The organism is Pseudomonas sp. S3_B11 (assembly GCF_054667715.1).
In genome coordinates this window covers 3,584,129-3,607,591 of record NZ_CP162749.1, presented here as the reverse complement: position 1 = coordinate 3,607,591, position 23,463 = coordinate 3,584,129, and the positions used below count along the sequence as shown (strand labels likewise).

The 23,463-nt window shown below is 63.1% G+C and carries 17 protein-coding genes and 2 riboswitches; of the genes, 6 read left to right on the top strand and 11 right to left on the bottom strand.

Annotation, left to right across the window (positions count from 1 at the left end; all coding sequences use genetic code 11):
- Positions 1–2: 2 nt before the first annotated feature.
- From AB4O22_RS16205 to AB4O22_RS16195, 3 genes are all read right to left on the bottom strand, one after another.
- A complete protein-coding gene (locus AB4O22_RS16205) occupies positions 3–1,721 on the bottom strand; it encodes a hydrogenase maturation protein (RefSeq protein ID WP_013692705.1) in 1,719 nt (572 codons plus the stop codon).
- Positions 1,722–1,935: 214 nt separating this feature from the next.
- Complete coding sequence (locus AB4O22_RS16200; protein WP_003200180.1) at positions 1,936–2,250, bottom strand: SCP2 sterol-binding domain-containing protein; 315 nt, start codon at positions 2,248–2,250, stop codon at positions 1,936–1,938.
- A gap of 51 nt (positions 2,251–2,301) precedes the next feature.
- The gene (locus AB4O22_RS16195) at positions 2,302–3,012 is read right to left on the bottom strand and encodes a histidine phosphatase family protein (RefSeq protein ID WP_003200182.1); all 711 of its coding nucleotides are present in this window, start codon (positions 3,010–3,012) and stop codon (positions 2,302–2,304) included.
- 226 nt (positions 3,013–3,238) lie between these two features.
- Here AB4O22_RS16195 and sohB point away from each other — a divergent pair, with 226 nt between their 5' ends.
- On the top strand, positions 3,239–4,270 hold the full coding sequence (sohB, locus tag AB4O22_RS16190) for a protease SohB (protein WP_003200184.1): 1,032 nt from the start codon (positions 3,239–3,241) through the stop codon (positions 4,268–4,270).
- A 205-nt stretch (positions 4,271–4,475) separates the two neighbouring features.
- Here sohB and AB4O22_RS16185 read toward each other — a convergent pair whose 3' ends face one another.
- Positions 4,476–4,970, bottom strand: coding sequence for a DUF934 domain-containing protein (locus tag AB4O22_RS16185; RefSeq protein WP_003200186.1), 495 nt, complete (start codon positions 4,968–4,970; stop codon positions 4,476–4,478).
- Positions 4,954–6,612: a nitrite/sulfite reductase gene (locus AB4O22_RS16180; RefSeq protein WP_003200188.1), complete on the bottom strand. Its 1,659-nt coding sequence runs from the start codon at positions 6,610–6,612 to the stop codon at positions 4,954–4,956. The genes AB4O22_RS16185 and AB4O22_RS16180 overlap by 17 nt, the downstream gene beginning before the upstream one ends.
- Before the next feature lie 503 nt (positions 6,613–7,115).
- On the opposite strand from AB4O22_RS16180, the gene AB4O22_RS16175 reads away from it, so the two are divergent.
- Positions 7,116–8,255: an ABC transporter substrate-binding protein gene (locus AB4O22_RS16175; RefSeq protein ID WP_003200192.1), complete on the top strand. Its 1,140-nt coding sequence runs from the start codon at positions 7,116–7,118 to the stop codon at positions 8,253–8,255.
- 74 nt (positions 8,256–8,329) lie between these two features.
- Here AB4O22_RS16175 and AB4O22_RS16170 read toward each other — a convergent pair whose 3' ends face one another.
- Complete coding sequence (locus AB4O22_RS16170) at positions 8,330–8,548, bottom strand: DUF2970 domain-containing protein (protein ID WP_003200193.1); 219 nt, start codon at positions 8,546–8,548, stop codon at positions 8,330–8,332.
- Between the two features lie 54 nt (positions 8,549–8,602).
- Complete coding sequence (metH, locus tag AB4O22_RS16165) at positions 8,603–12,313, bottom strand: methionine synthase (protein WP_460096734.1); 3,711 nt, start codon at positions 12,311–12,313, stop codon at positions 8,603–8,605.
- A gap of 156 nt (positions 12,314–12,469) precedes the next feature.
- Between metH and AB4O22_RS16160 the strand changes: the two genes are divergently transcribed.
- The gene (locus AB4O22_RS16160; protein ID WP_060613696.1) at positions 12,470–14,761 is read left to right on the top strand and encodes a fatty acid cis/trans isomerase; all 2,292 of its coding nucleotides are present in this window, start codon (positions 12,470–12,472) and stop codon (positions 14,759–14,761) included.
- A 115-nt stretch (positions 14,762–14,876) separates the two neighbouring features.
- The gene (gene nfuA / locus AB4O22_RS16155; RefSeq protein WP_003182850.1) at positions 14,877–15,461 is read left to right on the top strand and encodes a Fe-S biogenesis protein NfuA; all 585 of its coding nucleotides are present in this window, start codon (positions 14,877–14,879) and stop codon (positions 15,459–15,461) included.
- A 180-nt stretch (positions 15,462–15,641) separates the two neighbouring features.
- On the opposite strand, the gene cobM is transcribed toward nfuA, so the two are convergent.
- From cobM to AB4O22_RS16135, 4 genes are all read right to left on the bottom strand, one after another.
- Complete coding sequence (gene cobM, locus AB4O22_RS16150) at positions 15,642–16,388, bottom strand: precorrin-4 C(11)-methyltransferase (RefSeq protein WP_027912555.1); 747 nt, start codon at positions 16,386–16,388, stop codon at positions 15,642–15,644.
- Between the two features lie 77 nt (positions 16,389–16,465).
- Positions 16,466–16,870: a cobalamin biosynthesis protein gene (locus AB4O22_RS16145; protein ID WP_003200202.1), complete on the bottom strand. Its 405-nt coding sequence runs from the start codon at positions 16,868–16,870 to the stop codon at positions 16,466–16,468.
- The gene (locus AB4O22_RS16140) at positions 16,867–17,562 is read right to left on the bottom strand and encodes a CbtA family protein (protein WP_003200205.1); all 696 of its coding nucleotides are present in this window, start codon (positions 17,560–17,562) and stop codon (positions 16,867–16,869) included. The genes AB4O22_RS16145 and AB4O22_RS16140 overlap by 4 nt, the downstream gene beginning before the upstream one ends.
- Before the next feature lie 11 nt (positions 17,563–17,573).
- On the bottom strand, positions 17,574–17,762 hold the full coding sequence (locus tag AB4O22_RS16135; RefSeq protein ID WP_014338677.1) for a CbtB domain-containing protein: 189 nt from the start codon (positions 17,760–17,762) through the stop codon (positions 17,574–17,576).
- A gap of 100 nt (positions 17,763–17,862) precedes the next feature.
- Positions 17,863–18,085: riboswitch (cobalamin riboswitch) on the bottom strand.
- A gap of 213 nt (positions 18,086–18,298) precedes the next feature.
- Positions 18,299–18,512: riboswitch (cobalamin riboswitch) on the top strand.
- A 98-nt stretch (positions 18,513–18,610) separates the two neighbouring features.
- On the opposite strand from AB4O22_RS16135, the gene cobW reads away from it, so the two are divergent.
- Positions 18,611–19,675 carry a cobalamin biosynthesis protein CobW gene (gene cobW / locus AB4O22_RS16130; RefSeq protein ID WP_003200209.1) on the top strand — a complete coding sequence of 355 codons (1,065 nt, stop codon included), beginning with the start codon at positions 18,611–18,613 and terminating at the stop codon, positions 19,673–19,675.
- 3 nt (positions 19,676–19,678) lie between these two features.
- On the top strand, positions 19,679–23,452 hold the full coding sequence (cobN, locus tag AB4O22_RS16125; protein ID WP_431093372.1) for a cobaltochelatase subunit CobN: 3,774 nt from the start codon (positions 19,679–19,681) through the stop codon (positions 23,450–23,452).
- The last annotated feature ends 11 nt before the right edge of the window (positions 23,453–23,463 follow it).

Below are 23,463 nucleotides of genomic sequence, written 5' to 3'. Positions count from 1 at the left end.
CATTATTGGACGGCTTGGGCCTGTGCTGTTCGCGCCCAAGGGGCGACCAGGCGTTCTGGTGTGCGGCACGCCTTGTGCTTGAAGACGAACCCACGGCACTTGTCGGCGAAGCCGTGGCGATTGTCCACCATGTCATGTCGCATCTGCGCGAGTTCGCCATCGCGGCACGCCTGGATCGCTGACAGGCTCCGCTCGGCCTTGCGAACCCGGATGCTTTCATAGTTCGGATCGAGCAGCGCACTGTTGGCTCGCTGCAGCAGCCACAGGCCGAACTCGTCGGGGCAGCGTGGTCCGATCTCCTGGACCATGCCGTAGCGCAACGCCTGGAGGGCGCTGATCGGCAGGCAGTCCTGGGTGAGTTTCCAGGCCATGTCCGGGCCGACCGCGCGGGGCAGGCTGTAGGTCCAGTATTCGGAGCCGTACAGGCCCATGGTCGCGTAGTGCGGGTTGAGCACGATGTCACGGCGCGCCAGCACGATATCGGCCGCCAGAGCCAACATCACACCGCCGGCCCCGGCGTTACCCGTCAGGCCGCTGACCACCAGTTGCCGTGCGCTGAACAACTCAAGGCAAACGTCATCGATGGCCTGGATGTTGGCCCAGGCCTCCAGGCCGGGTTCGGCGGCGGCCTGGATAACGTTCAGGTGCACACCGTTGGAAAAGCTGCCGCGCCCGCCGCGGATCAACAGCACCTGGGTGTCCCGGGACTTGGCCCAGCGCAATGCCGCCACCAGCCGTTGGCATTGCTCAGTGCTCATCGCCCCGTTATAGAGCTCGAACGTCAGCTCTCCCACATGGCCGCATTCCCGATAGCGAATGGGCTGGTAAGGCTCATCGCTGAACGGCTGGCGAGCCAGGGAACCGTCGAGCATCGGGACGCCTTCGAGCCGGTTCGACAATACGTGGCGCGCCGGACGCTTGAAGGTCTGTTCGCCGGGCTGCGGCTTGCGGCGCAGGGCGCCGATCCACAGGCTTGCATCCCCTGTCGCCACCAGCACCGCATCGTCACGCACGGCCAGCAGTTCGCCGGGCAGGCCGTGACGAACGTCCGGATGGGCGTCGTACAGGTAAAACTGCTCGCCGGCCAGGCTTGCCAGCACTCCGGGTTGACCGTCGGCGGCATCGATGCAGCGTTTGATGAAGCCGGTGCTGTCGTGCCAGCTGAAGGTGCGATGGGCCTGGGTCATGTTCGGTTGCAGGCGTCCGACCACGTCATGACGGTCATAGTCCAGTGGCACCGGGATGAAACCGTCGAGGTATTTTTCCACGACCTCGCGGATGCAACGAATGGCCGCATCGCTGACCGGGCCGTTATACAGCTCGGATTTGCGCAGGCCTTGGGGCAGGTCGAATTCGCAAGTGGCCCAGACTGGCCCGGCGTCCATTTCCTCTACCGCCTGCAACGCCGTGACACCCCAGCGTTCGGGCTGCCGAGTGATCGCCCAGTCCAGGGCGCTGGCGCCGCGGTCGCCGACAATTCCGGGATGAATGATCACCACCGGGCGCCGAGGGTTGCGCCATAACTGCTCGGGTACGCGGTCCTTGAGGAACGGGCAGATCACCAGGTGGGCGCCGCTTTCTTCGATTTGCCGGCAGACCGAGGCCGGATCGGTGAACAGCACGACGCTGGGGTGATAGCCGGCCTCGCGCAGATCCAGCCAGGCGCGTTGGGTCAGGCCGTTGAAGGCACTCGACAGCAAAATGATCTTCAGTGTGGGCATGAGTCTCTTCCGTGAGATGAGCAGGCGCCGGCTCCCGATGAGCCGTCCCTGGCTTGATGGAAGCGCTACGTTAGCGGCTGGGGGAAGAGCGACAACTGACAGGGATCAAGGTTGTGAGTGCAACGCGGGATCAGGGGAGGGCAAAAACACGAATCCCGCCACGGGGGCGGGATTCGTCTGCAATCAAAGGCCCGCGAAGAACGCGAGCGCAGTCTCAGCCTGGGAACAGCTCGGACAGTTTCATGGCCAGCATCATGTCGCCTTCGGCGCGCAGCTTGCCGCCCATGAACGCTTGCATGCCGTCGGTGCTGCCGTCGACGATGCCTTGCAGGGTTTCGCCGTCCATCACCAGGGTCACCTGGGCGTCCGGGTTTTCACCTTCCTGCAGTTCGCAGGTGCTGTCCTTGACGACCAGCGAGAAGTTCTTGGTATCGTCGATGCGGAAACCGAATACCAGGTCCAGGCCGGCAGCGGCGGCTGGGTTGAACTTGGCTTTCATGGCTTGTACGGCGTCGGCTACGGAGGTCATGGTTTCGATCCTTATTTGGGTGGTACAGCAAGGGTCTACAGTAATCCGGACTCAGCGAAAGGTGATGAGGTCCGGGGCCTTCAGCAGTTGCAGGTGGGCATGGCTGTTGAAGGAAGCCAGGGCCACCTCGCGGCCCCTGAATTTCAGGTGGTTGAGCGAGGTGTTGACGATTTGCCAGTTCAATTCGAAGGCCTGTCGGGCCGGTATCCGGGTGATCAGGTGGAGCAGGGCGGTGATGGTGCCGCCGGAGGTGAACACGGCGATTTTATGGGTGTTGTCGGCTTGCTCCAGGATGCGGTGCAGGCCCGCCTGGACCCGCTCGACAAAACCCAGCCAGCTTTCCAGGCCCGGCGGGTCATACTGGCCGCTGAGCCAGCGTTCGACGATCAGTGCGAAGATGCGCTGGAATTCGGCGCGGTTCTGCGCAGCGTTGCGCAGGATATGCAGCGCCTCGGGCTCTTGGGGAAGCATGTCCGGCAGCAGGGCGCGAATGACCGCGTCGGCATCGAACTCGTTGAACGCGGCGTCGATTTCCAGCTCGGGAACCGGCAACCCGGCGGCGGACATCTGGCCCAGCGCACCGATGGCGGTATCCTGTTGGCGACGCAGGTCACCCGAGAGGCAGCGATCGAATACGACACCGAGCTCCGCCAGGTGACCGCCGAGCACTTGCGCCTGGCGCACGCCATTGGGTGAAAGGACATCGTAGTCGTCCGCACCAAAGGAGGCCTGGCCATGTCGAATCAGATAGATACTGCCCACGTCCGCGTCATCCCGGTACGTTGAAGGTTTGGCGAGGTTATGGGGATGGCGGTGAGCTGTCAATGAAAAAACATACGCTTGTTTGAAATGCCCGTTGCAGCCTTGTCCTGCCTCGCTCGCGTTAAGGTAACCAGCGGTTTCATGACTGGTCGCGACGCAGGCGCATGGGTATGCTGGGACCGTTACGCGCCTGCGTTCAGTGGCGCATTGCATTTAAGGAGTTGCTGTGGAGTTTTTCATCGAGTACGCCGGTTTCCTGGCCAAGACCGTGACGTTGGTGATCGCCATCCTGGTGGTGCTGGCCAGTTTTGCGGCGCTGCGCAGCAAGGGGCGACGTAAGTCGACCGGCCAGTTGCAGGTGAGCAAACTCAACGATTTCTACAAGGGGCTGCGTGAGCGCCTGGAACAGACGCTGCTGGACAAGGATCAGCTCAAGGCCCTGCGCAAGGCCGAAGGCAAGGCTGAAAAGGCCGGGAAGAAAAACAAGGACAAGCCGGCGGCCAAGCCCCGGGTGTTCGTGCTGGATTTCGACGGTGACATCAAGGCCTCGGCCACCGAGAGCCTGCGTCATGAAATCACTGCGCTGCTGACCCTGGCGACGCCGAAGGATGAAGTGGTGCTGCGCCTGGAAAGTGGCGGCGGCATGGTCCACAGCTACGGCTTGGCCTCGTCGCAACTGGCGCGGATCCGTCAGGCCGGCGTGCCGTTGACAGTCTGCATCGACAAGGTCGCGGCCAGCGGCGGCTACATGATGGCGTGCATCGGCGAGAAGATCATCAGCGCTCCCTTCGCGATCCTGGGCTCCATCGGCGTCGTCGCGCAATTGCCCAACGTCAATCGGCTGCTGAAGAAACACGACATCGATTTCGAAGTGTTGACGGCCGGGGAATACAAACGCACGTTGACGGTGTTCGGCGAAAATACCGAGAAGGGCCGGGAGAAATTCCAGGAAGACCTGGACATCACCCATGAGCTGTTCAAGAACTTCGTGTCCAACTACCGCCCGCAACTGGCCATTGATGAAGTGGCGACCGGTGAGGTCTGGCTGGGTGTCGCGGCGCAGGGCAAGGGCTTGGTGGACGAGCTGAAAACCAGCGATGAATACCTGGCCGAACGCGCCAAGGGTGCCGAGCTGTACCACCTGCACTACGCCGAACGCAAAAGCCTGCAGGAACGCATCGGCATGGCGGCCAGCGGCTCGGTGGATCGCGTGCTGCTCAGTTGGTGGAGCCGCCTGACCCAGCAGCGGTTCTGGTAATTCGGGGGCAGAACCGCCAATTCCCTGTGGGAGCGAGCTTGCTCGCGATAGCGGCGGCACAGCCAACATCCTCTGTCCAGACACACCGCCATCGCGAGCAAGCTCGCTCCCACAGTGGTTCGGGGGGGAGCTGGGCATTGATCATTCAGAAACAAAAAAGCCCTGAACCGGTACACCCGGCTCAGGGCTTTTTCATAGGGCTTTCTCAGCGACGACGGAACAGCGGCAGCGGCTCGTCAGTGGCTGCCTGGTAGGTCACCGAGAAGTCCTTGAGGCTTTCGAGGGCTTCGTAGGGATCTTTGTCGGCGCGCAAGGCAAAGGCGTCGAAGCCGCAGCGGCGCATGTAGAACAACTGGTCGCGCAGTACGTCGCCAATCGCCCGCAATTCACCCTTGAAACCATAGCGGTCACGCAGCAGGCGGGCGTTGGAGTAGCTGCGCCCGTCGGTGAAGGCCGGGAAGTTCAAGGCGATGACCTGCAACTGGTTGGCGTCCTCGCCGATTTCCTCGGCTTCCTCGTCGGCGTCCAGCCACACGCCCAGGCCGCCGTCGCGGGCCTTGAGGGCGTGGGCATGATCGCGCCACAGGGCCAGGGGCACGATCAGGTCGTCACAGTTGGAGATGCCATCGAGGGTCGCGTCCTTGGGCAGCAGGTGCCAGGTTTCGTCGACAACCTCGTTGTTCTTAATGATTCGCTGCATAGACGCGTTCCTTGAAGAGGTCGATGCCAATACGTTGGTAAGTGTCGATGAAGCGCTCGTCTTCGGTACGTTGTTCGATGTACACGTCGATCAGCTTCTCGATCACGTCAGGCATGTCGTCCTGGGCAAACGACGGGCCGAGGATCTTGCCCAGGCTGGCGTCGCGGCTACCGCTGCCGCCCAGGGAGACCTGGTAGAACTCTTCGCCTTTCTTGTCCACGCCCAGGATGCCGATGTGGCCGACGTGGTGGTGACCACAGGCGTTCATGCAGCCGGAAATGTTCAGGTCCAGCTCGCCGATGTCGAACAGGTAGTCCAGGTCGTCGAAACGACGCTGGATCGATTCGGCGATAGGGATCGACTTGGCGTTGGCCAGCGAGCAGAAATCGCCGCCCGGGCAGCAGATCATGTCGGTCAGCAGGCCGATGTTCGGGGTGGCGAAACCTTGCTCGCGCAGCTCGCCCCACAGGGTGAACAACTGGCTCTGTTCAACGTCCGCCAGGATGATGTTCTGTTCGTGGGAGGTGCGCAGCTGGCCGAAGCTGTAGCGCTCGGCCAGGTCGGCCACGGCGTCCAGTTGCTTGTCGGTGATGTCGCCTGGCGCGACGCCGGTCGGCTTCAGGGACAGGGTCACCGCGACATAACCCGGCTTCTTGTGGGCCAGGGTGTTGCGGGTGCGCCAGCGGGCGAAGCCTGGGTGTTCCTTGTCGAGGGCTGCCAGTTCGGCGTCCTGATTACCCAGCGCCTTGTACTGCGGGTCGACAAAGTGCTTGGCGACGCGATGCACTTCGGCTTCGGTCAGGGTGGTCTGGCCGCCACGCAGGTGAGCCATCTCGGCTTCGACCTTCTCGGCGAACACTTCAGGCGTCAGGGCCTTGACCAGGATCTTGATCCGCGCCTTGTATTTGTTGTCGCGACGGCCGTAGCGGTTGTATACCCGCAGGATGGCGTCGAGGTAGCTCAGCAGGTCCTGCCACGGCAGGAACTCGTTGATGAACGCGCCGACCACCGGCGTACGCCCCAGGCCACCGCCGACCAGTACACGGAAGCCCAGCTCGCCGGCCGCGTTGTAGACCGTTTCCAGGCCGATGTCGTGGACTTCGATGGCCGCACGGTCCGAGGTCGAGCCGTTGATGGCGATCTTGAACTTGCGCGGCAGATAGGCGAATTCCGGGTGGAAAGTCGTCCACTGGCGGACAATCTCGCACCACGGGCGCGGGTCGATCAACTCGTCGGCTGCGACACCAGCGAACTGGTCGGTGGTGACGTTGCGCAGGCAGTTGCCGCTGGTCTGGATCGCGTGCATCTGCACGGTGGCCAGTTCGGCGAGGATCTCGGGCACATCTTCCAGGGCTGGCCAGTTGTACTGGACGTTCTGCCGGGTACTGATGTGGGCGTAGCCCTTGTCGTAGTCGCGGGCAATTTTCGCCAGCTTGCGCACCTGGCGCGAGGTCAGTTGGCCATAAGGCACAGCCACGCGCAGCATCGGGGCGAAGCGCTGGATATACAAGCCATTCTGCAAGCGCAGAGGGCGGAATTCTTCTTCGCTCAGCTCGCCTGCCAGATAGCGTCGGGTCTGATCACGGAACTGCTTGACGCGGTCCTCGATGATCCGCTGATCGTACTCGTCATATACGTACATATAAGTCTCGGTCTCAGGCTTGGGCCGATCAGAAACAGCTGCATGTTGGCTCGCTGGAATCGGGTTCTGCCTCGGCAATTCTGCGCGCACGGCCGCGCACTCCTAGAGGAGCCGGTGCAAGATACCTGTTTTGAGTTATGCGCAAAAGTGATGTTTGAGTATATGTAAAGAACCAAATCGACTAATGAGATTGATTATTGCCTAACCCACATTTGTCGTACGGGCAATCATCGTCTTAACTGTGGTCGAGTCCCTATGCAATCACCTACAAAACCGACAAGAGGCGATGCAATGAGCAATCCGACCAAAGCAAGGAAAAGCGACAGTACTGTTGATGCCTGGGCCATTTTGTTCCTGATTATCCTGGTGGTGGGCACCGCAGTGTTCTGGGTCAGTCATCAATAAGTTCGAGCCGTTGCAGGCCACATGAAGGTCTCGTGTTCATGTGCCCGTTCGCCACCCGGGTCGTTATACTGGGTGGCGTATTATTTGGGGCGGGCGGGATGTCGAAGTTTATCTGTAGGCTACTGGGGCTGTTATGCCTGTCATTCTGGGCCCAGGCCCAGGCCGCCCATGTGGTTTCTTCTTCGTCCGAGGCGTTGCCTGGCAGTTCGGCTGCTCCTTCAGTCGTGTTCCTTAACCCGGGGTACTCCACCGAGCCCTTCTGGGTCAGCTACACCGAATTCATGCAAGCGGCGGCAAGCAAACTGGGCTTGCGGCTGCGCGTGGAGTATGCCGAGCGCGATCCCCAGCGGATGATTCGCCAGGCGCGGGAGGCCGTCACGGCGAAGGACCGTCCGGACTATCTGGTGTTGGTCAACGAGCAGTATGTCGCCCCGCGGATCCTGCAATTGGCGCAGGGCAGTGGGGTCAAGCTGTTCCTGGTGAACAACACGTTGACCAGCGATCAGACTCGCCTGCTGACAGAGAATGGTGCCCCACCTCCCGAGTTGCTCGGCAGCCTGGTGCCCAATGATGAGCGCAGCGGTTACCTGATGCTCAAGGAACTGTTGCGACAATACGGACCGCTGGCACCTGGGCAGACGCTCGATCTGCTGGCTTTTTCCGGGAAGAAACTCACCCCTTCGGCGCAACTGCGCGAGAAAGGCCTGCTCCGGGCGCTGGCCGAGCACCCGCAAGTGCATCTGCGCCAGTTGGTCTATGGCGAGTGGAATCGCGAACGGGCTCATGAGCAGGCAAGCCAGTTGATCAAGCGCTATCCGCAGACCGCGCTGGTCTGGTCGGCCAATGATGAAATGGCCCTGGGCGCCATGCAGGCGTTCGAGGAAGCGGGTCGCCAACCGGGCAAGGATGTGTTGTTCAGCGCCATGAACAGCTCCAGGGCGGCGCTCCAGGCCCGCATCGACGGGCGCTTGAGCGTGCTGTTCACCGGGCATTTCAGCTTGGGAGGGTGGGCCATGGTGCTGCTCCATGATCACGCCCGGGGCGTCGACCTCGCGCGTCATGGCGGCTACAACCAGCAGATCGACCTGATGCAATCGCTCGATCCGGCCCGTGCCCGCGCGTGGTTGAACATGAATCCGGCCAAGGACTATCGCCTGGACTTCAAGCGCTTCAGCCTGGTGTCCCACCCGGATGGCGAGCGTTATGCCTTTTCGCTCGATGCACTGGGGCGGCGCTAGAGCGGCTCAGATCGAGATGGGCGATATGGCTGTTTCGGTTCGCAAGAGAGCTGTTTCCATACTGTGCAGACGTTCTATACGTCCGCAAAGTACAACACCAGATTGACGATCCCATACAACGTCAACCCGAAAATCACCGTAAACAGGATGCCGAGGATGATGAAGTGGCTCGGCTTGCCATGGGTGAAGTCGCGGGCGCGGTTTTTTCCGCTTTGCACGCCGAAGGCCGCCGCTCCCACGCTGTGGAGCATTTGCCAGAGGGTGGGCGGCTTATTTTCGGTTGGTTCGTCCATGATGCTCTCCATACACAAGGTCGTATGTAGAGAGCATAGCCAATTGCTGCGCACTCAGTTGTCGTAACCCAGGTTTGGCGACAGCCAGCGCTCCGTCACGCTCAGGTCCTGGCCCTTGCGGGCGGTGTAGCTCTGGACCTGGTCCTTGTCGATCTTGCCCACGGCGAAGTATTGCGCCTGGGGGTGGGCGAAATACCAGCCGCTGACCGCTGCTGCCGGGAACATGGCGTAGTGTTCGGTGAGGAACACACCGCTGCGCCCGGCCTTCAGTTCGCTGGCCTCGGGATCGAGCAGGCGGAACAGGGTGGCCTTCTCGGTGTGGTCCGGGCAGGCCGGGTAGCCAGGGGCAGGGCGGATGCCGGTGTACTGCTCCTTGATCAGGGCGTCGTTGTCCAGGCTCTCGTCCTGGGCATAGCCCCAATAGTCTTTGCGCACCTGCTGGTGCAGCCATTCGGCACAAGCTTCGGCCAGTCGGTCGGCCAGGGCCTTGACCATGATCGAGTTGTAGTCGTCGCCGGCTTCCTGGTAGGCCTTGGCGACTTCTTCGGCACCGATGCCAGCGGTGGTAATGAAACCGCCGACGTAGTCGGTCACCCCGCTGTCCTTCGGCGCGACGAAGTCGGCCAGGGAGAAGTTCGGCTTGCCGTCGGTCTTGATGATCTGTTGGCGCAGGTGATGCAGGCGGGCCAGTGGCTTGCCATCGTCGCCGTAGACTTCCAGGTCATCGTCGTGCACCTGGTTGGCCGGCCAGAAACCGAACACGGCGCGGGCGCTGATGAGTTTCTCGTCGATCAGCTTGCGCAACATCGCCCGGGCATCGGCGTACAGCGCGGTGGCGGCTTCGCCGACCACTTCGTCGGTGAGGATGCGCGGGTATTTGCCGGCCAGGTCCCAGGAAATGAAGAATGGTGTCCAGTCGATGTATTCGGCCAGGACGTTCAGGTCGATGTTGTCCAGTACTTTGGCGCCCGTGAAGGTCGGCTTGACCGGCTGGTAGCTGCTCCAGTCGAACTGTGGCTTCTTGGCCACGGCGGCGGGGTAGCTCAGGCGTTCGGTGCGGGCGCTGCGGTTGGAAGTACGCTCGCGTACGTCGATGTAGTCCAGGCGGGTTTTCTCGACGAAAGCCGGCTTGAGCTCCTTGGACAGCAACTGGGTCGCCACGCCTACGGCGCGGGAGGCGTCGGTGACGTAGATCACCGCGTCGTTGCTGTACTTGGGCTCGATCTTCACCGCCGTGTGGGCCTTGGAGGTGGTGGCCCCGCCAATCATCAGCGGCAGGTGGAAGCCCTGGCGCTGCATCTCGCGCGCCACATGCACCATTTCATCCAGGGACGGGGTGATCAGGCCAGAGAGGCCGATGATGTCGCACTTCTGCTCCTTGGCCACCTGCAGGATTTTCTCCGCCGGTACCATCACGCCCAGGTCGACGATGTCATAGCCGTTGCAACCGAGCACCACGCCGACGATGTTCTTGCCGATGTCATGCACGTCGCCCTTGACCGTGGCCATCAGGATCTTGCCCTTGGCCTCCGGCTTGTCGCCTTTTTCCGCCTCGATGAACGGGATCAGGTGGGCTACGGCCTGCTTCATCACGCGGGCGGACTTGACCACCTGGGGCAGGAACATTTTGCCGGCTCCAAACAGGTCGCCGACGATGTTCATGCCGGCCATCAGCGGGCCTTCGATGACCTCGATCGGGCGGGCGAAAGACAGTCGCGATTCCTCGGTGTCTTCAACGATGTGGGTGGTGATGCCCTTGACCAGCGCATGTTCCAGGCGCTTGTTCACTTCCCAGCCGCGCCATTCCTCGGTTTCCGCTTCCTTGACGCTGCCGTCGCCCTTGTACTTGTCGGCGATGGCCAGCAGGGCGTCGGTGCCTTCGGGGGTGCGGTTGAGGATCACGTCTTCCACGGCGTCGCGCAGCTCCGCCGGGATCTGGTCGTAGATCTCCAGTTGGCCGGCGTTGACGATGCCCATGGTCAGGCCCGCGCGGATCGCATAGAGCAGGAACACCGAGTGGATTGCCTCGCGCACCGGGTTGTTGCCGCGGAACGAGAAGGACACGTTGGAGACCCCGCCCGAGGTCAGTGCGTAGGGCAGTTCGTCACGGATGTAGGCGCAGGCGTTGATGAAATCCACGGCATAGTTGTTGTGCTCTTCGATACCGGTGGCGACGGCGAAGATGTTCGGGTCGAAAATGATGTCTTCCGGTGGGAAGCCGACTTCATTGACCAGGATGTCGTAGGAGCGCTTGCAGATTTCCTTCTTGCGCGCCTCGGTGTCGGCCTGGCCGGCTTCGTCGAAGGCCATCACCACCACGGCGGCACCGTAGCGCTTGCACAGCTTGGCGTGATGGATGAACTGCTCGACGCCTTCCTTCATGCTGATGGAGTTGACGATGCCCTTGCCCTGGATGCATTTGAGGCCGGCTTCGATCACTTCCCACTTGGAGGAGTCGATCATGATCGGCACGCGGGAGATGTCCGGTTCGCCGGCAATCAGATTGAGGAAGGTCACCATGGCCTTCTTCGAATCGAGCATGCCCTCGTCCATGTTGATGTCGATCACCTGGGCGCCGGCCTCGACCTGTTGCAGGGCCACTTCCAGGGCCTCGGTGTAGTTGTCCTCGCGGATCAGCCGGGCGAACTTGGCGGAACCGGTGATGTTGGTCCGCTCGCCGACGTTGACGAACAGCGAACTGCGATCGATGGTGAACGGTTCCAGGCCCGACAGGCGGCAGGCCCGCGGGATCTCCGGGATTGGCCGCGGCGCATAGCCGGCCACGGCCTTGGCGATCGCTTCGATGTGCGTCGGGGTGGTGCCGCAGCAGCCACCGACAATGTTCAGGAAGCCGCTCTGGGCGAACTCTTCGATGACCTTGGCCGTTTCGGCTGGCAGTTCGTCGTATTCACCGAATTCGTTGGGCAGGCCGGCGTTGGGGTGGGCCGATACGTGGGTGCTGGCCTTGTTCGACAGCTCCTCCAGGTACGGACGCAGTTCGCTGGCGCCGAGGGCGCAATTCAGGCCCACGGAGATCGGCTTGGCGTGGGCCACGGAGTTCCAGAAGGCTTCGGTGGTCTGGCCCGAGAGGGTACGGCCGGAGGCGTCGGTGATGGTGCCGGAGATCATGATCGGCAGTTCGACGCCCAGTTCTTCGTAGACACCTTGCACGGCAAAGATCGCCGCCTTGGCGTTCAGCGTATCGAAAATGGTTTCGATCAGGATCAGGTCGGCACCGCCTTCGATCAGGCCCTTGGTGGCCTCGGTGTAGTTTTCCACCAGTTCGTCGAAGGTCACGTTGCGGTAGCCGGGGTTGTTCACATCCGGTGACAGCGAGCAGGTGCGGCTGGTCGGGCCGAGCACGCCGGCGACGAAGCGCGGCTTGTCCGGGGTTTCCAGGGTCTTGGCGTCGGCCACTTTACGGGCCAGGCGCGCGCCTTCCAGGTTCAGCTCGTAGGCCAGGCCCTGCATGCCGTAGTCGGCCTGGGACACCTGGGTGGCGTTGAAGGTGTTGGTCTCCAGGATGTCGGCGCCGGCATCCAGGTAGGCTTTTTCAATGGCACCGATCACGTCGGGGCGGCTGAGCACCAGCAAATCGTTGTTGCCCTTGACGTCGCTCGGCCAGTCGGCGAAGCGCTTGCCGCGGTAGTCCTGTTCTTCCAGCTTGTAGCTCTGGATCATCGTGCCCATGCCGCCGTCGAGGATCAGGATGCGTTCCTTGAGGGCTTGCTGGAGAAGATAAAGGCGAGCGCTGCGATCAGACATAGGACTACCTGGAAAAAAAGACCATTACGAAGGCCGGGATGATAGCAAACCTGTGCAGGATTTGATCATGAGGGGCTTTTGCATGAATATCGCTCATGTTTGCAAGGCGATGCTGGCCCGGTAGAATCGCCGGACTATCTCTTAGGGACCCGAGACATGCCGTACCGCGTCTTATTCGGCAGTCTGTTGCTGCTGTTGTGTTTTACCGCAGCGGCCGGGAGTCTCGCTCCCGCGATCTCCTACACCCGCGACATCCAGCCGATCTTCACGGAAAAATGCGTGGCCTGTCATGCCTGCTACGATTCCGCCTGCCAGTTGAACCTGGGCAGCGGCGAAGGCGCGGCACGGGGGGCGAGCAAGCTGTCGGTGTACGACGGCGAGCGGCGCCAGGCGGCCGATCCGACCCGTTTGTTCTATGACGCCTCCGGCCAGCGCGCCTGGCAGCGCAAGGGCTTCTATTCGGTGCTCGATGCACAAGGCAGCCAGGCTGCCCTGATGGCGCGCATGCTGGAGTTGGGCCACCGCACGCCGTTGCAGCCCAACGCCAAACTGCCCGAAGAGATCGTGCTGGGCCTCAATCGTGAAAACAGTTGCGCGATGCCCGATCAATTCAACGAATACGCCGGTGCCCATCCCAAGGAAGGCATGCCCCTGGCCGTCACCGGCCTGACCGACCAGCAATACCAGACCCTGCAACGCTGGCTGGCCGCAGGCGCCCCCATCGATCAGCAGGCCCTGGCCCCGAGTGCCGCCGAAGCCTTGCAGGTGGTGCAATGGGAAAACCTGCTCAATGCCCCTGGCGCCCGGGAAAGCCTGGTGGGCCGCTGGTTGTTCGAGCATTGGTTCCTGGCGCACATCTATTTCAAGGACGGTGAGCCGGGGCATTTCTTCCAGTGGGTCCGTTCGCGCACGCCCACCGGCCAGCCGATCGACCTGATCAATACCCGTCGTCCGAATGATGACCCCGGCACCAGCGTCTATTACCGGCTCTGGCCGGTGCAAGGGGTGATCGTACACAAGACCCACATCACCTACGGCTTGAGCGCGGCGAAGATGGCGCGCATCAAGAGCCTGTTCTACAGCGGCAAATGGCAGGTTTCCGCGTTGCCGGGCTACGGTCCGGAGCGCCGGGCCAATCCGTTCTCCACCTTCGAAGCTATCCCGGCCCAGGCTCGCTACCAGTTCATGCTCGATAACGCCGAGTATTTCGTGCGCACCTTCATTCGCGGGCCGGTGTGCCGGGGCCAGATTGCCACGGACGTGATCCGCGACAATTTCTGGGCGTTGTTCCAAGCGCCCGAACACGACCTGTACATCACCGATCCGAACTACCGCGGCCAGGCCACGCCGCTGCTGGCGATGCCGGGGCAGAACGACGATGTGGGCAGCGTCGTCAGCCTGTGGCTCGACTACCGGGACAAGCGCAACGAATACGAAGCCTTGCGCCGCGACGTCTATGCCGACGCTCCGGCGCCGAGTTGGTCGACGCTGTGGGCCGGGAACGACAATGCGTTGCTGAGCATTTTCCGGCACTTCGACAGCGCCTCGGTCAACAAGGGCCTGATCGGCGAAGTGCCGCAGACGATGTGGCTGTTCGACTTCCCATTGCTGGAACGCACCTATTACCAATTGGCGGTGAACTTCGATGTATTCGGCAACGTGTCCCACCAGGCCCAGACCCGGCTGTATTTCGATCTGATCCGCAACGGTGCGGAGCAGAACTTCCTGCGCCTGATGCCGGCCGACTCCCGGGAAGGCTACCTTGACGACTGGTACCAGGCCGGCGGCAAATTCAAGATGTGGCTCGATTACGAGACCATCGACGATGACAAGCCGACCGCCCTCAAGCTCGACGAACGCGACCCCAAGGGCGATTTCGCCCTGCAATTGCTGGCCCGTTACGGCGAGCTGAATGCGCGCCCCGATCCGATCAACCGCTGCGACGGGGCCTACTGCTCGCGCCCGAACATCGACCCGGCGCTGCAAAACGCCGAACAGGCCCTCAGTCGGCTGGTGTCACGCCCGGCGGCGGGGCTCAAGGTGATCGACCAACTGCCGGAAGCGACCCTGCTGCGCGTCGAAACCGCCAGCGGTCATCGTGAGGTCTACAGCCTGCTGCGCAACCGAGCCCACAGCAACGTGGCGTTCCTGCTGGGCGAGGAGGCGCGCTACCAGCCGGGGCTGGACACGCTGACGGTCTACCCGGGTGTGCTCAGCAGCTATCCGAACTTCATGTTCAACATTCCGGCCGAGCAAGTGCCGGCGTTCGTCGAGGCCATGCAAGGCGCCCAGGATGCATCGGCGTTCGAGCGGATTGTCGAGCGCTGGGGCATTCGCCGCAGTCACCCGCAGTTCTGGCACTACTTCCATGACCTGAGCCAGTACATCCAGGAGACGGAGCCCGTGGAAAACGGTGTGCTGGACATGAATCGCTACCAGAACCTCTGATCGACAGCACCGGTGGCAAACTCCGTGCCGCCGGGCTCTTTCCTGACAAAAATACTAGGACTTTGTCCGGCGCGATGATTGGCGTAAACTGCCGGCAAGCCTGCGAGGAGTTTCCATGACCGCCATTACCATTACCGATGCCGCCCACGATTACCTGGCCGACCTGCTGTCCAAGCAGAACACGCCTGGGATCGGGATCCGCATCTTCATCACCCAGCCCGGCACCCAGTACGCTGAGACGTGCATTGCCTACTGCAAGCCGGGGGAAGAAAAACCCGAAGACACCGCGCTGGGGCTCAAGAGCTTCACCGCGTACATCGACTCGTTCAGCGAAGCCTTCCTGGACGATGCGGTGGTCGACTACGCCACTGACCGCATGGGCGGCCAACTGACCATCAAGGCGCCAAACGCCAAGGTGCCGATGGTCAATGCCGACAGCCCGGTCAACGAGCGCATCAATTACTACCTGCAAACCGAAATCAACCCGGGACTGGCCAGCCACGGCGGCCAGGTTTCGCTGATCGACGTGGTGGAAGACGGCATCGCCGTACTCCAGTTCGGCGGCGGCTGCCAGGGCTGCGGCCAGGCTGACGTCACCTTGAAGGAAGGCATCGAGCGGACCTTGCTCGAGCGCATTCCGGAGCTCAAGGGCGTACGCGACGTGACCGACCACACGCAGAAAGAAAACGCCTACTACTGATTGTGGCGATACCATCTTGCGATCAGCTCGTAACCTGTGGGAGCGAGCTTGTGGGAGCAAGGCTTGCCCGCGATGCAAACACCTTGGTGTAGCGGATAGACCGAGGCGACGCCTTCGCGGGCAAGCCTTGCTCCCACAGGTTCGCTCCCGCAGGGGGATCCCGGTGGATTCTCTGGCGAGTCAGGGCCTGTAGAGATGCGCATGCCCGGCGCGGTACAGCGAAGACTCGCTGAACACATCGTTGCCCAGCACACGTCCCACCAGAATCAGCGCCGTGCGGCGAAAGCCCTTGGCGTGTACCTTTGCTGCGATATCGTCCAGCGTCCCCATCACCCAATCCTGATCCGGCCAGGTCGCCCGGTGGATCACGGCAATCGGGCAATCGGCGCCATAGTGGGGCCGCAGTTCGTCGACGATTTTTTCCAGATGATTGACCCCCAGGTGAATCGCCATGGTCGCCCCGTGCTGCGCCAGGCTGCCCAGTTCTTCCCCAGCGGGCATCGGGCTTTTGTCGGCGTAGCGGGTGAGGATCAGGCTTTGGGAAATGTCCGGCAAGGTCAGTTCGGCGCCCAGCAGGGCGGCGCAGGCTGAGGTCGCTGTCACCCCCGGGATGATTTCGAAAGGGATGGCCAATTCCCGCAGGCAACGAATCTGCTCGCCGATGGCGCCGTACAGGCTCGGGTCGCCGGAATGCACCCGGGCCACGTCCTGGCCCTTGAGATGGGTGCTCTTGATCAATTCGATGATCTGTTCCAGATGCAGCTCGGCGCTGTTGATCACCTGTTCGGCACAATGGCCTTCAAGGACGGCGGTTGGCACCAGCGAGCCGGCGTAGATGATCACCGCGCACTGGCGGATCAGTCGCTGGCCTTTGACCGTGATGAGGTCCGGGTCGCCGGGGCCGGCGCCGATGAAGTAAACGGTCATGACCGGCTCCTGTGGAAGGTGGGTGAGCGTTGCCCAGATGAAGATCGCTCATGATCCTGGGCGCCGATTATCGGGATTTACGCCACGACCGCCAATGCCAACGTGCTCTTGGGGCCTTTTTGGCGAGTAATCAGTAGCGTCGCGGGCGATCTGCCCAACTGGTCGGCCAAGGCGAGGGCGGCGCTTTCGGCGATGCCGTAGCAACCGGTTCGCTCGAAGGCGATCTCGGAACGGTGACTGAGCCGCTGCTCGTAGCTGGCCAACTGTTCGACACTGAAGCAGGTCAGCGGCAGCGCCAGTTGCCCGGCCAGCTCCAGCAGCCCGGGCTCGTCACGCTTGAGGTCGATACTGGCCAGGGCCCGTACCCGATGAAGTTCGATGCCGTGGGCCAGCAGCGTCTGGTCGAGCAGGGCCCGCAGCGTGCTGGCCGGGCAACCACGCTGGCAGCCCAGGCCGATCACCAGGATCGGCTCGGCGCTCATGCGTCGTGGTGGGCTTGGCCGTCACGGCGAAACAGCCAGGCGCTGATCAGGCCCAGCGCCAGCCAGAACGCGACGTTGGTCAACTGCGAGGCAATCTTGAACTGGCTCTCCAGCGCTTCGGGCGCCAGCATCGAGTGGACTTCGGGCTGCGGCGCGCCGATGACGTGGGGCACCAGCAATGTTGCCACGCCCAGCACCTTGAGCAGCCAATGCTGGCCGAAGGCGATCAAGGCAATGCCCACCGCCGTGGACGCCGCGGTGCCGATCCACCACATCTGTCGTTGGGCCAGGTCGGCCGCTGCGGTGCCAGGCAATTCCGGGGGCAGGCCAAGCGTCGGCGCCAAGACGAAAGTGGCATAACCGGCCAGGCCCCAGAGCAGGCCCTGGGACGTGCGAGTCGGTGCGCGCAAGGTGTACAGGCCCGCCAGCATCAGGGCAAACCCCACGGCGACCACCAGGTTGCCGCCCGTGGTGGACAGCACGCGCTGCCAGCCGTCTTCCGGCTCCCAGGCCTCGGCATCATGGGTATGAGCCGCCCCGTCGGCGTGTTCATGGACCTCGGTCGCCGGGGCCTTCTCGAAGGTTTCCGCCTGGAGAATCAGCGGCGATACCCAGAAACTTTGCAGCAGGGTCAGCAGCAAGGCGGCCAGCAAGCCGCTGAAACCAGCGGTCTGCGCGATACGCTTGATCATGTCGTCAGTTCTCAATGGCACGGGAATGCGGCGCTGTGACGGGTATCGTGAGCAGCGTTGTGCACCGCTTCGATGTGGGAGAAACCGGCGAAATAGACCAGCCCCGCGCCGAGGATGGAAGCAAGGATCGCGGCGCTCAGGCGTTGGCTCAGGGTGGTGGTGCTGCTGGCGGTGCGGGCGGTGCTGCTGATGGTCGACATGGCGCTTCCCTCTGTTCTTGTTCAGTGGGCATTCGAGCGCGATGAAACCCCGGGCGAAAGCCCGCCAAGGTTCGAACAGCGCCCGCCCACCGCGGGTTTGTTGATGCATGAGTCAAGGGCCGGTCTCCGGGCTCGCGAGGGGCGGGGCTTGCGCCTGGCCTGCAAGCGTCACCTTCCCATGTCCGGGGACACAGTGGTTCAGACGCTTCGCTCGCTTACCGTTGCGGGGGCAGCACCGGACTGACGTGGCTTTGGAGTAAAGCACACGATTCACCGGTTTCCCGTTTCACCCTGTGAAGGGCACCCGTAACTAGGCGTACAGGAGAGCATGGGCGGGGGCGGGGCGTCAATTGGCGTGGGTTCTCAGGCTGGCACCGAGTTGCGCCCATCGCGAGCAAGCTCGCTCCCACAATGAATCTCGCGGATCACAAAACTCATGTTCAACAAAGATCAACTGTGGGAGCGAGCCTGCTCGCGATGAGGCCCGGACATACACCGCAGAACACTCTGGCGATTGACCCGCCCCCACACCCTGCGTAGCCTTGCGCCTTCGAGGTTCTTCGGCACATGCCGGAGCTAAGAAGGGAACGCGGTCCAAGCCGCGGCTGCCCCCGCAACTGTGAACGGTGCTGTTTCTGCAAGGCCACTGTGCATGCCCTTTAAAACGGGCGCACGGGAAGGCGCAGCAATTGCCAGTCGAAAGATTGGCCCGCCGTCAGCCAGGAGACCTGCCTCGAGACAGATTCTCACTACAACCGGGCGGGGTGATCCGGTGGCGAAATCTTCCGCGCACGCCTGTGCCAGCGGTTGTCGTCCCGTTTGCCCGCCACCTTGCCAAAGGGCATCCGATGAAAACACTGGCCAAACTCCCCGTCACCATCGTCACCGGTTTCCTCGGCTCGGGTAAAACCACCTTGCTGCGGCACATGCTCGACAACGCCCAGGGCCGGCGCATCGCCGTGATCGTCAACGAATTCGGCGAGCTGGGCATCGACGGCGAAATCCTCAAGCAGTGCTCCATCGGTTGCACCGAAGAAGAAGCCAACGGCCGCGTCTATGAACTGGCCAACGGCTGCCTGTGCTGCACGGTGCAGGAAGAGTTCTTCCCGGTGATGCGCGAACTGGTGGCCCGGCGTGGCGACCTCGATCACATCCTCATCGAAACCTCCGGCCTGGCCCTGCCCAAGCCGCTGGTCCAGGCCTTCCAATGGCCGGAAATCCGCAGCGCCTGCACCGTCGATGCGGTAATCACCGTGGTCGACAGCCCGGCCGTGGCCGCGGGTACCTTTGCCGCGTTCCCCGACCAGGTCGATGCCCAGCGCAAACTCGACCCGAACCTGGACCACGAATCGCCGCTGCACGAACTGTTCGCCGACCAACTGGCGAGCGCCGACCTGGTGATCCTCAACAAGGCTGACCTGATCAGCCCTGAGGACCTGGCCAAAGTTCGCCTGGAAGTCGCCGAAGAGCTGCCACCGGCGGTCAAGGTCATCGAAGCCAGCAGCGGTCGCCTGCCGCTGGACGTATTGATCGGCCTGGGCGCTGGTTCCGAAGAACACATCGACGGCCGCCACAGCCATCACGACCATCACCACGATGGCGACGATGATGACCACGATCATGACGCCTTCGATTCCATTTCCATCGAACTGCCCCAGGCTGACGAAAGCCTGTTGCTCGACGCGCTGACGCAACTGGTGGTCCAGCACGGAGTATTGCGAGTCAAGGGTTTCGCGGCGATTCCGAACAAGCCGATGCGCCTGTTGATCCAGGGCGTCGGGACGCGTTTCGACAAGCATTTCGACCGCCAGTGGGGCGCTGAGGAAGCGCGGGTCACCCGCCTGGTGCTGATCGGCCAGGCGCTTGACGCCGCGCTGCTCGAAGCGCAGTTGCGCGCCGCCCTCGGGGCCTAAGCCATGCACCTGCTCAGGACCCAGCCCGGCGGTTTCGTGTCGGATGACAACATTGCCGACCTGGGGCAAACCCCCGCCGAACTGGTGATCCTGTGCAGCGGCGACTCCAGCCTGGCGCTGCTGGCCGAAGCGGCGAAGCAGTTGCCGGGTGACTACCCGCAGTTTCGCCTCGCCAACCCGATGCAGGTGCAGAACCACGCCTCGGTGGATCTGTATGTCGAAGACGTGCTGCAACACGCCAAGGTCATCCTGTTGTCGCTGCATGGCGGCATCGGCTATTGGCGCTACGGCATCGAGCGCCTGATGGAACTGGCGGGGCGCGGGGTGAAGCTGATCCTGGTGCCGGGGGATGATCGTCCAGACCCGGAACTCAGTGACCTGAGCAACGTGGCCGTTGAGGACCGCGACCGGCTCTGGCAGTTCTTGCGCCAGGGCGGGCTGGGCAATGCCCTCGACCTGTTTTACAACCTAGGCAGCCAATGGTTCGGCCGCGATTATCCGTGGGCCGAGCCGCAGGCCTTGCCACGCACGGCCATCTATCACCCGGCGAAAACCAGCGCCAACCTCGACGACTGGCAAGCCGACTGGAGCGCCGGGCAACCGGTGGCGGCGGTGCTGTTTTATCGCTCCCACCTGCAAGCGGCGAACACCGCGTTCATCGACGTGTTCTGCCAGCGCCTGCAAGCGGCGGGGCTCAATCCGCTGCCGATTGCCGTGGCAAGCCTCAAGGAGCCTGGTTGCCTCGCACTTGTAGAGGACTGGCTGGACGAGGTGCAGGCGGGGGTGATCCTCAACACCACCGGCTTCGCTCAATCCAGCCCCGAAGCTCCGCATTTGCGACCGTTTCGCCGCAACATCCCGGTGATCCAGGCGATCTGCGCCCAGGACAACGAACCCGGCTGGCGGGCCAGCGAGCAGGGCTTGGGACCGCGAGACCTGGCGATGCACATTGCCTTGCCGGAACTGGACGGACGGATCATCAGCCGCCCCATCAGTTTCAAGGACCTGGCCTGGCGCAGCGAGCGCAGCCAGAGCGATGTGGTCTGCTACCGGGCCGCGCCCGAGCGCATGGATTTTGTCGCCGAACTGGCCCGACGCTGGACCACCCTGGCGCGTTTGCCCAATGCCCAGAAGCGTGTGGCGCTGATCCTCGCCAACTACCCGACCCGCGACGGTCGCATCGGCAATGGCGTCGGCCTGGACACCCCGGCGTCGGCCTTGAATATCCTGCGGGCCCTGCAGGCCGAGGGCTATCCGTTGCCGTCCGAACTGCCGGCGAGCGGCACCGCGTTGATCCAGCAATTGCTCGGCGGGGTCAGTAATGACCTGGACAGCCTCGACCTGCGTCCCTGTCACCAGAGCCTGGCCCTCGCCGAGTACCAGGCCTTGTTCGACGCATTGCCCGAAGGCAATCGCCAAGCGGTGCTGGCGCGCTGGGGCTCGCCCGAGCAGGACCCGATGTTCCGCGACGGCCGTCTGATGGTCGCCGGTCTTCGGCTGGGCCTGACCTTCGTCGGTATCCAGCCGGCGCGGGGTTATCAGGTCGATCCGAGCGCGGTGTACCATGACCCGGACCTGGTACCGCCCCACGGTTACCTGGCGTTTTATTTCTGGTTGCGCCACACCTACGGCGTCCACGGGGTGATTCACGTCGGCAAGCACGGCAACCTCGAATGGCTGCCGGGCAAGGGCGTCGGGCTGTCGGAAAACTGCTGGCCGGACGTGCTGCTGGGGCCGCTGCCGAATATCTATCCGTTCATCGTCAACGACCCGGGTGAGGGCGCCCAGGCCAAGCGTCGTACCCAGGCGGTAATCATCGACCACTTGATGCCGCCGCTGACCCGGGCCGAAACCTATGGGCCACTGCGTAACCTCGAGCTGCTGGCTGACGAGTACTACGAGGCGCAATTGCTCGATCCGCGCCGTGCCCGGGAGCTGCAACGGGACATCCTCAATCTGGTGCGCGAGACCCACATCGACCGCGAACTGCAACTCGACGCATCCCTCGACAGCGACACCGACGCGGCGATCTGGCTGCCACGCCTGGACACTTACCTGTGCGACTTGAAGGAGTCGCAGATCCGCGATGGCTTGCACATTTTTGGTGAGTCGCCCAGCGGACGGCTGCGCATCGACACCTTGCTGGCGTTGCTGCGCATTCCCCGGGGCGACGGCAAAGGCGCGCAGTCGAGCCTGTTGCGGGCGCTGGCCAAGGCGTTCGGGCTGGGTTTCGATCCACTGGATTGTGCCTTGGCCGAGCCCTGGACTGGCGAGTGTCCCGAGGCGTTGCGTCAGGTCAGCGCCGAGCCCTGGCGCACCACCGGCGATACCCGCGAGCGCCTGGAGCTGTTCGCTGTGCAGTTGATCGAGCAGGCGCTGGACGGTGCGGTGGAGCAACTCGACGCGCCGGGTTGGGAGGTGGCGGGCAGCATCATTGAAAACCTGCGATCCGTCGTGGCCCCGCGCCTGGACGCTTGCGGCCCGGCGGAAATGCGCGGCCTGCTCGATGCCTTGAACGGGCGCTTCGTGCCGGCCGGCCCCAGCGGCGCGCCGAGCCGCGGGCGCCTCGATGTGTTGCCCACCGGGCGCAACTTCTTCTCGGTGGACGTGCGCAACCTGCCCACCACCACGGCGTGGCGCATCGGTTTCCAATCGGCGAACCTGATCCTTGAACGGCACTTGCAGGACCACGGCGATCACCTGCGTCAGCTCGGCCTGTCGGTGTGGGGCACCGCCACCATGCGTACCGGCGGCGATGACATCGCCCAGGCCATGGCGCTGATGGGCGTGCGTCCGGTGTGGGCCACGGGCAGCCAGCGGGTCGATGACTTCGAGATCCTGCCGCTGAGCCTGCTGGACCGGCCTCGGGTCGATGTCACGCTGCGCGTGTCCGGCTTCTTTCGTGACGCCTTTGCCAACCTGATCCGCTTGTTCGATGCCGCCGTGCAGGCCGTCGCCGCCCTCGATGAGCCGGACGACATGAACCCGTTGGCGGCCAAGGTGCGCGGCGAACGCGAAGCCTTGCTGGCATCGGGTCTTGAGCCGGAAGCCGCGGCGCGCCAGGCCGGCTGGCGGATCTTCGGCGCCAAGCCCGGTGCCTATGGCGCGGGCGTGCAGGGGGCGATTGACGGTCGCTTGTGGCAGAGCCGCGAGGATCTGGCCGAGGTGTACCTGAACTGGGGTGGTTACGCCTACGGCGCCAGCGATGAAGGCACTGCTGCCCGGGAGCAGTTCTCCCGGCGTTTGAGCCAGGTGCAGGCGGTGTTGCAGAACCAGGACAATCGCGAGCATGACCTGCTCGATTCCAACGATTACTACCAGTTCCAGGGCGGCATGCTGGCGGCTGTCGAGACCCTCAGTGGTGATGCGGCGGCCAGTTACCATGGCGATCACAGCCAGCCAGACTTGCCCAGGATCCGCACCCTGAAAGAAGAGCTCAACCGCGTCATCCGTTCCCGCGCAGCGAATCCGAAGTGGATCGACGGCGTGAAGCGTCACGGCTATAAAGGCGCGTTCGAACTGGCGGCGACGGTGGACAACCTGTTTGCCTTCGACGCCACCACTCGGTTGATCGACGATCACCAGTACGCCTTGCTGGCCGATGCCTACCTGCTCGACCCGGACACCCGGGATTTCGTCCGCCAGCACAACCCCGACGCTCTGCGGGACATGACCGAGCGCATGCTCGAAGCGCAGCAGCGGGGGATGTGGCAGGCGCCGGGGGAGTACCGCGAGGCGCTGGAGAATTTGTTGTTGGACATAGAAGAAGATGGCTGACGTGCCGTTGT

What these genes read in the sequence shown, in the direction of transcription:
- AB4O22_RS16205 (WP_013692705.1), bottom strand. Translation starts at nt 1,721, where the DNA reads ATGCCCACACTGAAGATCATTTTGCTGTCGAGTGCCTTCAACGGCCTG.
- AB4O22_RS16200 (WP_003200180.1), bottom strand. Translation starts at nt 2,250, where the DNA reads ATGACCTCCGTAGCCGACGCCGTACAAGCCATGAAAGCCAAGTTCAAC.
- AB4O22_RS16185 (WP_003200186.1), bottom strand. Translation starts at nt 4,970, where the DNA reads ATGCAGCGAATCATTAAGAACAACGAGGTTGTCGACGAAACCTGGCAC.
- AB4O22_RS16180 (WP_003200188.1), bottom strand. Translation starts at nt 6,612, where the DNA reads ATGTACGTATATGACGAGTACGATCAGCGGATCATCGAGGACCGCGTC.
- AB4O22_RS16175 (WP_003200192.1), top strand. Translation starts at nt 7,116, where the DNA reads ATGTCGAAGTTTATCTGTAGGCTACTGGGGCTGTTATGCCTGTCATTC.
- AB4O22_RS16170 (WP_003200193.1), bottom strand. Translation starts at nt 8,548, where the DNA reads ATGGACGAACCAACCGAAAATAAGCCGCCCACCCTCTGGCAAATGCTC.
- metH (WP_460096734.1), bottom strand. Translation starts at nt 12,313, where the DNA reads ATGTCTGATCGCAGCGCTCGCCTTTATCTTCTCCAGCAAGCCCTCAAG.
- AB4O22_RS16160 (WP_060613696.1), top strand. Translation starts at nt 12,470, where the DNA reads ATGCCGTACCGCGTCTTATTCGGCAGTCTGTTGCTGCTGTTGTGTTTT.
- nfuA (WP_003182850.1), top strand. Translation starts at nt 14,877, where the DNA reads ATGACCGCCATTACCATTACCGATGCCGCCCACGATTACCTGGCCGAC.
- cobM (WP_027912555.1), bottom strand. Translation starts at nt 16,388, where the DNA reads ATGACCGTTTACTTCATCGGCGCCGGCCCCGGCGACCCGGACCTCATC.
- AB4O22_RS16145 (WP_003200202.1), bottom strand. Translation starts at nt 16,870, where the DNA reads ATGAGCGCCGAGCCGATCCTGGTGATCGGCCTGGGCTGCCAGCGTGGT.
- AB4O22_RS16140 (WP_003200205.1), bottom strand. Translation starts at nt 17,562, where the DNA reads ATGATCAAGCGTATCGCGCAGACCGCTGGTTTCAGCGGCTTGCTGGCC.
- AB4O22_RS16135 (WP_014338677.1), bottom strand. Translation starts at nt 17,762, where the DNA reads ATGTCGACCATCAGCAGCACCGCCCGCACCGCCAGCAGCACCACCACC.
- cobW (WP_003200209.1), top strand. Translation starts at nt 18,611, where the DNA reads ATGAAAACACTGGCCAAACTCCCCGTCACCATCGTCACCGGTTTCCTC.
- cobN (WP_431093372.1), top strand. Translation starts at nt 19,679, where the DNA reads ATGCACCTGCTCAGGACCCAGCCCGGCGGTTTCGTGTCGGATGACAAC.